The following is a 12,083-nucleotide window of genomic DNA, read 5'->3' on the forward strand; positions in this document are numbered from 1 at the left end:
CCACATTCGCCGCATGACGACCGCACACACCGCCCCCGCCCCCGCCCCCGCCTCCATGGATCCCGCGCTGCTCGCCAAGTACGACGGCGCGCGGGTGCCGCGCTACACCAGCTACCCGACGGCGCCGCACTTCTCGCCCAACGTCGGGCACGAGGTGTACGGCGGCTGGCTGGAGGCGCTCGACACCGCCGCGCACGCCGGGTCGCTGTACCTGCACGTGCCGTTCTGCAAGGAGATGTGCTGGTACTGCGGCTGCCACACCAAGATCGTCGCCCGCTACGAGCCGATCGGCCGCTACCTCCAGCACATCCGCCGCGAGATCGAGCTGGTCGCCGCGCGCATCCCCGGCCGGCTGAAGGTGCGGCACGTGCACTTCGGCGGCGGCACGCCGACCATGACCTCGCCCGCCGACTTCGAGGCGCTGATCGACCACCTGCGCCGCCACTTCGACGTGGTGGAGGGCGCCGAGATCGCCGTGGAGATCGACCCGCGCACGCTGACCGAGGATATGACGCAGGCGCTGGGGCGCGCCGGCGTCAACCGCGCCTCGCTGGGCGTGCAGGACTTCGACGCGGGGGTCCAGGCCGCGGTCAACCGCATCCAGCCGCGCGAGATGACCGAGCGCACGCTGGAATGGCTGCGCGCCAACGGCATCCGCCACGTCAACCTCGACCTCATGTACGGCCTGCCGCGCCAGTCGGAGGAGAGCGTCACCCGCTCCGCCGAGATCGCCATGGCGATGGACCCGGACCGGCTGTCGGTCTTCGGCTACGCCCACGTGCCGTGGATGAAGACGCACCAGAAGAAGATCGTCGAGGCGGAGCTGGCCGATTCCATCGGCCGCTGGCAGCAGTTCGCCGCCATCGCCCGCACGCTGGAGGGCGCCGGCTACGCCCCCATCGGCCTCGACCACTTCGCCAAGCCCACGGACGAGCTGGCGGTGATGCAGGCGCAGGGCAAGCTGCGCCGCAACTTCCAGGGCTACACCACCGACGACGCGGAGGTCCTGCTGGGCTTCGGCGCCTCGTCCATCGGACAGATGCCGCAGGGCTACATGCAGAACGCCGTGCCCTTCGACCACTACGCCGAGGCGATCGACGCCGGGCGGCTGGCCACCGTCAAGGGCCTGCGCCTGTCCGACGAGGACCGCCTGCGCCGCGCCGTGATTGAGCGGCTGATGTGCGACATGGCGGTGGACGTCGGCGCCCTGGCCGTGCAGCACGGCATGCCGGCCGGCCATTTCGACGAGGAGCTGGCCGGCATGGACGATCTGGTGGCCGACGGCGTGGCCGTGGTGGAGGGCCGCCGCGTCACCGTGCCGGAGTCCGCCCGCCCGCTGATGCGCCTGCCCGCCGCGCGCTTCGACACCTACCTCAGCACCGGGGCCGGCAAGCACAGCCGCGCGGTGTGAGGGCGCGGCTGACGTTGGGTTTTGCGGCTGGCGCCTCAACCCAACCTACGACGGGACCGTAGGTTGGCCCCGTAGGTTGGGTTGAGCGCAGCGAAAACCCAACGCTGTGAACGCTCACGCACCGTCCGCCTTCACCTCCGTCGCGGCGTCCTGGATGACCAGCGGCGGCTTGCGGCCGCTGCTGCCCAGGCAGGCGGCGCCGTCGCGCAGGCCGTCGAAGAAGCTCTTCAGCTCCGGGGCCTCCGCCGCCTTCATCGTCAGGAAATAGCCCAGGCGCCGGTAGCTCTCGAACTGCGACTCGCTGAACCACTGGTCGCCGGTGGATTCGTGCGGGAAGTCCGCGTGCGCCTCGGCGTAGGCGCGCACGTCGAGCGGCATGTCGCCGAAATAGCTGGGCTTGATGTACAGGATCTCGCCCGTCGGCTCGTCGGACTCCGGATAGGTGATGGTGCCGTACGCGAAGGCCAGGGTGTCCGGCCCGGCCGCCTTGCGCGAGGCGAGGCGCATTTCCTTGAACTCGATGGTCGCGTCGTGGTCGATGTAGGCCTTGCGCACGAGGTTGCCGAGGTCCTCGAACGTGCAGCCCGGATCGCAGCCGGCGTCGCTGACGATGATGCGGCAGCAGCGGCGGCGCAGCATCTCGTAGACGCCCAGGTTCTCGAAATGCCCGCCGTCGGACAGGTAGACGAAGCGCCCGCGCTCGTCCGTCCGGCCCAGCAGTTCGGACACCAGCGGCCACAGCGCCACCGGCGGCCCCGACTGCTGCCAGAGCGTCTCCGGCTTCCTGCCGAAGAACGGCTTGCCGATGGCGGGGTTGGCGAGCCAGGCGCCCAGGCGGACGTTGAACAGCGTCATCAGGAACGCCGTCGCGGGCGAGGAGTGGTAGCCCATGTTCGGGCTGGCCGCGGCGCCGGAGATGGTGATGGCGGTCGCCAGGCTGACGCCGGCCTTCCCGTGCTTCTGGCCGGGGCGGTTGCCGTGCACGCTGCCGCCGTACGTCGAGGAAGGCACGTAGGCCCCCGCCGGCGTCTTGCACGGGTCCTGCCGGTCGCGGGCGGAGAGCGTGGCGCCGTCGGGATGCAGCTGCGCGCTGCCGGAGGCGAGCGGCGTGAAGGTGAAGGACATGGCCTTGCGCTCCTGCCAGGCCAGCCGGTCGCTGCGGGTCAGGTTGAGCGCCACGTTGACCACCGGGAACAGCACCCGGCGTGGCCGTCCGCCGGACGCGGTGGCGGCGTTTCCGGCGCCCAGCTCGTACATGTCGGGGTTGTCCTCCGGATCGAAGCCGGTGAAGGGGTGCGGCTGGCGCACCTCGTTGGCCGAACCCAGGAACGCGCGCGCCAAGCGGTTGCGGTACAAGCCGTGCAGCGAGAAGCGGTTGACGTTGATGCGCCAGGACATGAAGGCCACCACGGCCGCCAGCACCAGCGCCAGCACCAGGAGCGGCTTCCACAGGTGGAACGTCCAATGCTCCGCCGGCACGCCCGCCGGCAGGAACTGCTGGGCGATGGTCACGTCGATGCGGCTCATGCCCGCGAACAGGCCGGCGATGGCGATCGGCGTCACGACCACCAACGCGAGGTTGAGCCAGCCGCCGGACGCGTCCCCGGCCCGCTTCGCCAACGCCTCGACCGCCGATTTGGCGCTGTTGCCGGCCCAGGCCGCCAGCGGGGCCGACACGCCGGCCACACCGGCGCTGATCCAGCCGAAGAGCCCCGCCTCGTCCCACAGCAGTCGCGGCAGCAGCAGGCAGGCGGCCGCCAGCAGCGCCCAGCCGGCGATCGGGGCCAGGCTCACCGCGCTGAGCCGGGCCAGCCATTCCCGGTCGTCGTCGTCGCCCCATCGGGCGCCGCGCAGTCCGGTGTAGGCGGCGGACTGCAGCAGGTGCGCGATCATGATCCACAGCGGCCCGGCCGTGGCCAGGACGTCCAGCTGCCATTTCGCCGGCAGGAGCCACAGCAGCAGGCAGCCGCCATAGATCAGCGCCGCGGGCACCAGCGAGGCGACGAACCAGAACGGAAGCTGCCGGAGGAAGAACCGGCGGTCTTCCCGCCCCGCCACCAGGGCCGCCGCGAAATAGGCGAGGTTGCTGACCACGACCGTCGCCAGGGCCGCCTTCAGCGCCATCGCGGCCGGCAGAGCCTTGTCCTGGAGCACCCAGCCGAAGCCCGCGGCCGGCGACAGGTACACGACCAGCAGCAGCGCCCATAGCGCCCCGGCGCCGGCGATCCAGGCGTGCATGCGGCTCTTGGCCTCGGTCAGCCCGGCGTTGCGCGCCTCCACGCCCGTCTTTTCCGGCGCGCCGATCGCATGGCTGGGGAGGTAGCGGCCGGCAAGGAATACGGCGGCGAAGAGCGCCGCCAGCCCCAGCAGCAGAATGCCGACACCGGGCGGCATGGCTGCGTCCGCCGCGAAGTTCCCTTGCGCCGTCCGGTACCCGTAGGCGTCCATGCCCCGGACCACGAGGTTCGGGGCGAGCGCCACCAGCAGCAGCGCCGGAACGAAGATCAGCCAGTTGAGCAGAAGGTTGCGGGCCACCAGCACGAACCCCGTCCAGGTGTCGGTCGACGCGATGCCGGTCTGGGGGGTGAGGAAATTGGTGTACTCGCGCAGCCGGCGCAGCGGGCGGGCGCTGCCGGCCTCGCCCTTGGCGCTTTCGGCAAGATCCTTCTCGATCTTGCTGGCCGCCGCCATCAGGTCGTTGCCGTGGGCGGGCATCTCGTCGTGGATCCAGCGCGTCAGCCAGCCGCCGATGTAGCCGCCGCCGGACACGGTGGAGAGATAGTGGAACCGGGTCAGCAGCCCCTTGCAGGCCAGCGCCTGGATGACGCCCAGGGCGAAGGACGCGCTGCGGATGCCACCACCGGACAGGCACAGGGCCGCCTGTGGCCGCACCGCGTCATCGCCCCAGATCTCCCGCCGTTCGTCGTGCAGAACCTCCTCGGTCGTCAGGCTGCGCCCGCCCCCGGCATCCCCATGTATGGAACCAGACATTGCCGCCTCCCTTCCCTGAACCATTCAGGAGGCGAGCATGACGCCGATAATATTTCTTGTAAATCGACCAAACGGACAGATTCTATCTCGCAGCATACAGTGATATGCAGATCAGGCCGTTTCGCGGCGCGGCTCCATCTCCGCCATCGCCGGCAGGTTGGCCTTGTGCGGCACGATGGAGACCCGCGCACCGGGCACGTGCTCCTCGATGGACCTGGTCAGCGTCTCCACGGCGTCGAACACGTCGGCCAGCGGGCGGTCGGCAGTGAAGCCAAGGTGGATGGTGACGAAGGTGGCGCCGGGCGAGCGCCGCGTCTCGTAGCCCAGCAGGTCGTCGTAGGCGTCGAAGCGGCGCGCCAGCTCGCGCAGGATGATCAGGCGCACGTGCTCGTCCACCGCGGCGTCCAGCAGGTCGCGGCCGGATTCCTTCAGCATGCGGTGGATGTTGCGCAGCCGCAGCGTGCACAGCGCCAGCACGTTCAGCGGGTCCAGGTACTGGGTCAGCGGCTGGTCGGGGAACAGGGCGGCCAGCGCCAGCACCGTGCCGGTGGTGACGTTCGCCCAGAACTTGATCTGGTAGCCGCGCCACAGCGACTGCGCCACCGGCGACGGCGATTCGCGGTTCAGCACCGCCGACCAGCGCATCATCAGCCCGGTCACTACGGCGCCGTAGACGTACAGCAGCACGCCCCAGCCGGCACCCTGCGGCGGCGCCGGCTCGCCCAGGCGGCCGATGGCCAGCCACACGAAGACCGCCAGATAGACGATCTGCACCTGCGCGAACAGCAGGCCGCACAGGTTCTCCAGCTTGCCCAGGCCGTAGTTGAAGTCGTCGCTCGGCGCCGCCTTGGCGCGGCGCAGGGCCACGTAGGTGATGGCCAGCGCCACCAGCTCGATCAGGCTGCCCACCGCGTCGAGCCGCACGACCAGAACGTTGGAGCCGAGGCTCGCCGCGCCGGACAGGAGGATGGCCGCCGTCACCGTGGCCATGCTGACGACGACGCGCCGTTCCTTGGCATCCATGACCCGGCCCCTGCTCCCCCTGTACGCTCGGCCCGCACGCTCGGCCCGCCCGCTCTGGCCCGCACGCTCTGGTGTTGCGCGCCCAAATCGGCCACAGTGTACGAAACACGTGCGTTCGTACCGGGAGGGTACACCACCGATGATCACGCTGTACACGTTCGCCACGCCCAATGGGCACAAGGCCTCCATCCTGCTGGAGGAGCTTGGCCTGCAGTACCGGGTCCACAAGCTCGACCTGATGGGCGGGGAGAACAAGGCGCCGGAGTACCTGGCGATCAGCCCGATCGGCAAGCTGCCGGCGGCGGTCGAGGAGATGCCGGGCGGTGCGGCGCGGCGCCTGTTCGGCTCGGGCGCCATCCTGCTGCACTACGCGGAACGCACCGGCCGCCTGCTGCCCGGCGGTGACATGCGGGCCGAGGCGCTGAGCTGGCTGATGCTGGGCATCAGCGACCTGGGGCCGACGGCGCTGGACATGTTCCGCTTCTCGGTGCGGGCACCGGAGAAGATCCCCTACGCCATCGACCTGTTCAAAGGCGAACTGCTGCGCTGCTACGGCGCGCTGGACGACCGGCTGTCGCAGGAGGAGTATCTGGCCGGCGACTATTCGGTGGCCGACATCGCCTGCTTCCCCTTCATCGCCGCCGCGGCGGTGGCCGGCGGCGGGTTGCTGGACCGCTATGCGAACCTGAAGCGATGGCACGACGCCATCATCGCCCGCCCCGCCGTGCAGCGCGGCATGGCCGTGCCCGAGTAAGCCCATCCGTAGCAGGGACATCATGCCCGTCATCAACCGCATCGCCGAGTTCCACGCCGACATGACCGCGTGGCGCCGCGACATCCACGCGCATCCCGAACTGGCCTACCAGGAGCACCGGACCGCCGACCTCGTGGCCGCGAAGCTGGCCGAATGGGGCATCGCCGTGCACCGCGGCCTTGCCGGCACCGGCGTGGTGGGCGTGCTGCAGGGCCAGGGGAGCGGGACCAAGGCCATCGGGTTGCGCGCCGACATGGACGCGCTGCCGATGCCGGAGGCCAACGCCTTCGACCATGCGTCCAAGAACCCCGGAACCATGCACGCCTGCGGCCACGACGGCCACACCACCATGCTGCTGGGTGCGGCGCGCTATCTGGCCGAGACGCGCAACTTCGACGGCACCGTGCACTTCATCTTCCAGCCCGCCGAGGAGGGCAAGGGCGGGGGGAAGAAGATGATCGAGGACGGGCTGTTCACCCGGTTCCCCTGCGACCGCGTGTTCGGCATGCACAACTGGCCCGACCTGCCGGCCGGCCGCATCGCCGTGCATCCGGGGCCGGTGATGGCGGCGGCCGACCAGTTCACCATCACCGTGCACGGCCACGGCGCGCACGCCGCCATGCCGCACAACGGCATCGACCCGGTGCTGGTGGCCGCCCACGTCATCACGGCGATGCAGAGCATCGTCAGCCGCAACACCGACCCGTTCGACAGCGCCGTCGTCTCCGTCACCTGGGTGGAGGCCGGCACCACCTACAACGTCATCCCGAACGAGGCGAAGCTGCACGGCACCATCCGCACCGTGCGCCCCGAAACGCGCGCCCGGATGCCCGAGCGCATCGCCCGCGTCGCCGAGAATGTCGCCGCCGCCTTCGGCGCCACCGCGGCGCTGGAGCACCGCCCCGGCTACCCGCCCACCGTGAACGCCCAGGCCGAGGCGGAACTGGCGGCGCAGGTGGCGGCCAAGGTGGTGGGATCGGCCAACGTGGTGTGGAACCCCGACCCGTCCATGGGGGCGGAGGACTTCGGCTACATGCTGGAGGAGAAGCCGGGCTGCTACGTCTGGCTGGGCCACGGCGGCGGGGCACCGGGGTGCCGGCTGCACAACCCGCACTACGACTTCAACGACGACATCCTGACCACCGGGGCCAGCTATTGGGCCACGCTGGCCGAAACCCTGCTGCCGCGGAGCCCCTGATCATGCGCCTGCCGTGCCGACCCGCCCCCGCCCTCCTGCTCGCCGCCGCGCTGGGCATCCTCGGTTCGGCCGGCTGCCAGACCGCGGGGAGCGAGCGGACGGCCGAGCGCGGCAGCGTCCCCGCCGACGCCACCCCCGGCGCCTACTGGAACGGCGACCACAGCGAGGCGTTCGAGCGCGCCTACGTCACCGCCCGCACGCCCCAGGAGTGGCAGGAGCTGTGGGCCCGCGTCGGCCAGCCGGCGCCGTCGTCCCTGCCCGGCGACCGCATGGCGGTGGCGGTCTTCATGGGCCCCAAGGACACCGCCGGCTACGCCGTGCTGATCCAGTCGGCCGCGGAGCGCGACGGGGCCACGGTGGTGAGCTACCGCGAGCAGGTGCCCGGCCCGGCGCAGGCGGTGGCCCTGGTGCGCACCAGCCCGTACGCCGTGCGGCTGGTGCCGCGCGGGGCCGGGGACGTGAAGTACGTAAGGGAAAGGTGACGCGGGAGGGCGGCCCTGACGGAAGCCGGCCTGATAGAGCGCGGGGAGAGTGGCGATCTGCGCGCGGAATACGACGGCATCCAGACCCGGATCGCCTTGTAAGGAAGGCAGCCCTACGCCTGCCCGCCCTACGCCCGGCCCAGCGTCCGCGGGTCCAGTGCGTCCTGCAGGCCGTCGCCCAGCAGGTTCACCGCGATCACCGTGACGAAGATCAGCAAGCCCGGCCACACCGCCAGCCAGGGGGCCGTGGTGACGAGGTCCTGGGCGCCGGTCAGCATGTTGCCCCAGCTGGGCAGCGGCGGCTGGATGCCGAGGCCGAGGAAGCTGAGCACCGATTCCAGCAGAATCACGTTGCCCACCGTCAGCGTCGTCGCCACCACGGCCGGGGCGGCGACGTTGGGCAGGACGTGGGCCAGCATGATGCGCCGGCTTCCCGCCCCCAGCGCCACCGCCGCCAGCACGTAGTCGCGCCGGCGCGCCGACAGGGTGGCGCCGCGCACGAGACGCGCCACGGTGGTCCAGCCGAACAGCGCCACCAGCACGACGATGCGCAGCAGGCTGGCGTCCTCCGCCCCCGCCCAGGAGGGCGGCACGCCCAGCCGCGTCAGGTCCACCGCCGCCAGCACGATCAGCAGGGGCAGCAGCGGCAGCGCGATCATGCCGTCGGTGACGCGCATCAGCAGCGCGTCGAGCCGGCCGCCGAAATAGCCGGCCAGCAGCCCGATTCCGGTGCCGATCAGCCCCGCCGCCAGCGCCGCCGCAACGCCGACGAACAGCGACACCCGCCCGCCGTACAGCAGCCGCACCAGCAGGTCGCGCCCCAGCTCGTCGGTGCCCAGCGGGTGTTCGGCCGACGGCGGGGCGAAGCGGTCGAGCAGGCTGACCGCCGTCTGGTCCACCCCCAGCGCCGCCTCCACCAGCGGCGCCGCCACGGCCGCCAGCGTCAGGGACGCCAGCAGGACGGCGCTTGCCAGCGCCAGTCGGTGGCGGGCGAAGCGGCGCAGGAAGCGGCGGCCCGTCACGTCCGCAGCTCCCGGAAGGTAATGCGGGGGTCGAGGGCGGCGTAGGCGACGTCGGCCATCAAATTGCCGGCCAGCGTCGTGGCGGTGGCCAGCAGCAGCGCCACCAGCGCCACGTTGGCGTCGTTGCCCATGATGGAATCGTAGATCAGCTTGCCCATGCCGGGCCACGCGAACATCGTCTCGGTCACCAGCGCGCCGGAGAACAGGGTGCCGAACTCCAGCGCCACGATGGTGACGATGGGGATGAAGGCGTTGCGCAGCGCGTGCCGCCAGACCACCTGCCGCTCCGACAGACCCTTGGCGCGGGCGGTGCGCACGTAGTCCTGCCGCAGTTCCACCAGCATGGAGGCGCGCACGTAACGGGTGTAGCCGCCGATGCTGGCCAGCGTCAGCGTCAGCACGGGCAGCACGAAGTAGGGCAGCCGCTGCCACCACGCCGCCTCCCCCACCGGGCCGGCGCCGGACGCCGGCAGCCAGCCGAGCGTCACCGCGAACAGCAGGATCAGCAGCAGCGCCAGCCAGAAGGCGGGGATGGAGATGCCGGCGAAGCAGAACAGGTTGACCGCACTGTCCACGGTCGAATAGGGCCGCCGCGCCGCGTAGACGCCCAGCGGCAGCGCCACCGCGATCGCCAGCACGAAGGCCGCCCCCAGCAGCAGCAGCGTGTTGACCAGCCGCGGCGCCAGCACCGCCAGCACCGGCTGGGAATAGAGCCGCGAGTAGCCGAAGTCGCCGCGCAACGCCGCGGAGAGCCAGTTCAGATAGCGTTCGTGCAGCGGCCGGTCGAGCCCGTGCAGCGCCTTCAGCCGCGCCACGTCGGCCGGCGTCATGTGCGGGTTGCCGGCCGCCATCAGGTCGACGGGATCGCCCGGCATCAGGCCCAGCAGCACGGTGACCAGCACGCTCATCACCAACAGCACGACGGCGGCCTGGAGGAGGCGGGAGAGGAGGAAGCGAAACATTAGATCTCCCTCCCCCTGCCCCGCAGGGGGAGGGAAGGGGCCCATGCGCAGCATGGGAAGGGTGGGGGCAGCGGCCTGCCCGAGAAGCCGTTGCCCCCACCCTTCCCACTTCGTGGGCCCCTTCCCTCCCCCGCCGGGGGCGAGGGAGGGAGATGTTTCCCTCCCCTCACTCCTTCACCTTCCAATTTTCGATCCACAGCGTGGTGGCGTACTGGTGGCCGGTGGGGACGATGCCCTCCACCCATTTCGGCAGGACGTGCGGGTCGGCGCGGAAGAACAGCGGCAGGGCCGGCAGCTGCTCGGCGTAGATCTGCTGCAGGCGCGTCCACAGGGCCTGGGACGCCTTCGGCTCGCACACCGTTTCCAGGTCGTCCATGATCTTGTCCGCCTCGGCGTCCTTGAAGGCGGTGAAGTTCTGGCCGGCCCAGCCGTTGGCGGCCGTGGGGATCATGGTGGAGTGCAGCGTGGTGCGCGGGATGTTCTCCGGCGCCGAGAGCCAGGCGAACAGCGCCATCGCCTTGTACCGGCGCTCGCGCATCGTCTGGCCGAAGAACACGCGCGGCGGCTCGTTGGCGATGCGCACCTCGATGCCGGCCTGCTTCCACTGCGCCTGCAGCACCTGCTGCGTCAGCTCGCGCGTGCGGTTGCCGGCGGTGCTCATGATCTCCAGCGTCAGCGTCTCGCCCTTGGCGTTGCGGCGCGGGCCGTTGCCGGTGCGCGTCCAGCCGGCCTCGTCCAGCAGCTTCGCCGCCGCGGCGGGATCGTAAGGGTACTTGGCGATGTCGTCGCTGTGCACGCGGTCCAGCGGGTTCACCTGGTTGTGCGCCACCGGCTGGCGCCCGGCGAAGAGTTGCTTGGAGATCGCCTCGCGGTCGATGGCCAGCAGCAGCGCCTTGCGCACCCGCACGTCCCGGAGCACGGGGTTGTCCAGGTTCACGTCGATGTGCTCGTAGAACAGGCCGGGCTTGTAGACGACATTGTAGCGGCTCCCCTGGCGCTTCTCGAACGCCAGCACCTGATCGAGCGGCAGCCCGGTCTCGCCGGGGATCATGTCCAGCTGGCCGGCCAGCAGGTTGGCCTCCAGCGCCGCGGTGTTCTCCACCGCCTTGACGACGACGCGCTTGAAGGGCGGCTTCGGCCCCCACCACGTCGGGTTCGCCTCCAGCACCACGTGCGCGCCGGGCTCGACGGCCGCGATGCGGTAGGGGCCGAACCACAGGCCGGGGTTGGTGGTGTCCGTTTCGTACTTCGAGCGCAGGCGGTATGCGGCCGGGTCCGTCTCGAACACCGGGCGTTCCAGGTGGGCGGGGAGGATGTTGAAGTCGTTGATCTCGGCGTAGGTGCACAGCGGCTTGTGGCGGTGCACGGTGAAGGTCTTGTCGTCCTTCGCGGTGATGCCGACGATGTCGCGCGAATAGAGGTCAAAGTTGGAAAAGCCGCTCTGCGGGTGCTTGCCGACCTCCCAGGTGAACAGCACGTCCTTCGTCGTTACGGGCGTGCCGTCGCCCCAGGCGGCCTTGGGGTGGATGGTGTAGGTGACGGCGAAGCCCTTGGCGCCGTCGGGGCGCGTCTCCAGCACCGCCGTGCCCTTGTCCTCCGCCGGCAGGTCGGTGCACAGCAGGCACACCAGTTTCCAGTCGGCGTCGTAGGTGGTGAACGGCCGGCGCGCCATGTCGGTGATGTAGGACTTGGCCGCCATCGCCTCGATGGAGGGGTGCCAGTTGGCCGGGAACTGGCTGATGCCGATCACCAGCTCGTCCTTGGCGCCGAACGCCGGCGCCGACGCCAGCAACCCGGCGGCCAGGACCAGCGCACCCCATCGGTTTCGCCGCACGACCGGACCCTCCCCCGAAACGTTAGACCCTGTCCAACTATGGGGAGTGCCGCGGCGCCGGTCCAGCGCGAGTGTGGGAAGCCCCCTACCGGTCGTCCCAGTCCGGCTCGTCGGCCTTCAGCACCTCGACCAGACGGGCGACGCGGCCGGAGGGCTGGCGGTGGGTGGCGGCGGCCAGATAGTCGTCGGAGCCGAGCCAGGTGTACGCCTCCATCACCTCGGCCGGGGTGGCGCCGGTGGCGATGATGCTGGCGATGCGCATGTCGTCCAGCCGTCCGCAGATCTCGATCACTTGGTCGCGCGTCACGGTCTGCTGAGTCGGCGTCTGAGTGGGCATCGGCGTGTCCTCCTCGCGAAAACGACCCTTCCCCGATACCGGCGGCACCCCGAAAAGGCAAGCGCCCGG

General features: G+C 70.7%; 10 protein-coding genes. 4 read left to right on the forward strand and 6 right to left on the reverse strand.

Going from position 1 to position 12,083, the window contains the following annotated elements; all coding sequences use genetic code 11:
• Positions 1-55: 55 nt before the first annotated feature.
• Complete coding sequence (hemN, locus tag VED21_RS29830; RefSeq protein ID WP_324889047.1) at positions 56-1,411, forward strand: oxygen-independent coproporphyrinogen III oxidase; 1,356 nt, start codon at positions 56-58, stop codon at positions 1,409-1,411.
• A 114-nt stretch (positions 1,412-1,525) separates the two neighbouring features.
• On the opposite strand, the gene VED21_RS29835 is transcribed toward hemN, so the two are convergent.
• Together VED21_RS29835 and VED21_RS29840 are read right to left on the reverse strand one after the other, a co-directional pair.
• The gene (locus VED21_RS29835) at positions 1,526-4,402 is read right to left on the reverse strand and encodes a patatin-like phospholipase family protein (protein WP_324888981.1); all 2,877 of its coding nucleotides are present in this window, start codon (positions 4,400-4,402) and stop codon (positions 1,526-1,528) included.
• Between the two features lie 111 nt (positions 4,403-4,513).
• Positions 4,514-5,425 (reverse strand): cation transporter, encoded by a 912-nt coding sequence (locus VED21_RS29840; protein ID WP_324888983.1) that lies wholly within the window; start codon positions 5,423-5,425, stop codon positions 4,514-4,516.
• Between the two features lie 139 nt (positions 5,426-5,564).
• On the opposite strand from VED21_RS29840, the gene VED21_RS29845 reads away from it, so the two are divergent.
• From VED21_RS29845 to VED21_RS29855, 3 genes are read left to right on the forward strand one after another with little or no spacing between them, the layout of a single operon-like run.
• On the forward strand, positions 5,565-6,179 hold the full coding sequence (locus tag VED21_RS29845; RefSeq protein WP_324888985.1) for a glutathione S-transferase family protein: 615 nt from the start codon (positions 5,565-5,567) through the stop codon (positions 6,177-6,179).
• A 22-nt stretch (positions 6,180-6,201) separates the two neighbouring features.
• A complete protein-coding gene (locus VED21_RS29850) occupies positions 6,202-7,377 on the forward strand; it encodes a M20 aminoacylase family protein (RefSeq protein WP_324888987.1) in 1,176 nt (391 codons plus the stop codon).
• Positions 7,378-7,379: 2 nt separating this feature from the next.
• Positions 7,380-7,859 (forward strand): protease complex subunit PrcB family protein, encoded by a 480-nt coding sequence (locus tag VED21_RS29855; RefSeq protein ID WP_324888989.1) that lies wholly within the window; start codon positions 7,380-7,382, stop codon positions 7,857-7,859.
• A gap of 128 nt (positions 7,860-7,987) precedes the next feature.
• On the opposite strand, the gene VED21_RS29860 is transcribed toward VED21_RS29855, so the two are convergent.
• The 4 genes from VED21_RS29860 to VED21_RS29875 form a co-directional block, all read right to left on the reverse strand.
• Positions 7,988-8,881 carry an ABC transporter permease gene (locus tag VED21_RS29860; RefSeq protein ID WP_324888991.1) on the reverse strand — a complete coding sequence of 298 codons (894 nt, stop codon included), beginning with the start codon at positions 8,879-8,881 and terminating at the stop codon, positions 7,988-7,990.
• Entirely contained in the window at positions 8,878-9,843 is a 966-nt protein-coding gene (locus tag VED21_RS29865; RefSeq protein WP_324888993.1) for an ABC transporter permease, read from the reverse strand. The genes VED21_RS29860 and VED21_RS29865 overlap by 4 nt, the downstream gene beginning before the upstream one ends.
• Before the next feature lie 166 nt (positions 9,844-10,009).
• Entirely contained in the window at positions 10,010-11,677 is a 1,668-nt protein-coding gene (locus VED21_RS29870; RefSeq protein WP_324888995.1) for a peptide ABC transporter substrate-binding protein, read from the reverse strand.
• 85 nt (positions 11,678-11,762) lie between these two features.
• A complete protein-coding gene (locus tag VED21_RS29875; protein WP_324888997.1) occupies positions 11,763-12,014 on the reverse strand; it encodes a hypothetical protein in 252 nt (83 codons plus the stop codon).
• Positions 12,015-12,083 lie beyond the last annotated feature (69 nt).

Origin of the sequence: Azospirillum sp., from assembly GCF_035627195.1 — a bacterium.
GTDB lineage: Bacteria > Pseudomonadota > Alphaproteobacteria > Azospirillales > Azospirillaceae > Azospirillum.

What these genes read in the sequence shown, in the direction of transcription:
- hemN (WP_324889047.1), top strand. Translation starts at nt 56, where the DNA reads ATGGATCCCGCGCTGCTCGCCAAGTACGACGGCGCGCGGGTGCCGCGC.
- VED21_RS29835 (WP_324888981.1), bottom strand. Translation starts at nt 4,402, where the DNA reads ATGTCTGGTTCCATACATGGGGATGCCGGGGGCGGGCGCAGCCTGACG.
- VED21_RS29840 (WP_324888983.1), bottom strand. Translation starts at nt 5,425, where the DNA reads ATGGATGCCAAGGAACGGCGCGTCGTCGTCAGCATGGCCACGGTGACG.
- VED21_RS29845 (WP_324888985.1), top strand. Translation starts at nt 5,565, where the DNA reads ATGATCACGCTGTACACGTTCGCCACGCCCAATGGGCACAAGGCCTCC.
- VED21_RS29850 (WP_324888987.1), top strand. Translation starts at nt 6,202, where the DNA reads ATGCCCGTCATCAACCGCATCGCCGAGTTCCACGCCGACATGACCGCG.
- VED21_RS29855 (WP_324888989.1), top strand. Translation starts at nt 7,380, where the DNA reads ATGCGCCTGCCGTGCCGACCCGCCCCCGCCCTCCTGCTCGCCGCCGCG.
- VED21_RS29865 (WP_324888993.1), bottom strand. Translation starts at nt 9,843, where the DNA reads ATGTTTCGCTTCCTCCTCTCCCGCCTCCTCCAGGCCGCCGTCGTGCTG.
- VED21_RS29875 (WP_324888997.1), bottom strand. Translation starts at nt 12,014, where the DNA reads ATGCCCACTCAGACGCCGACTCAGCAGACCGTGACGCGCGACCAAGTG.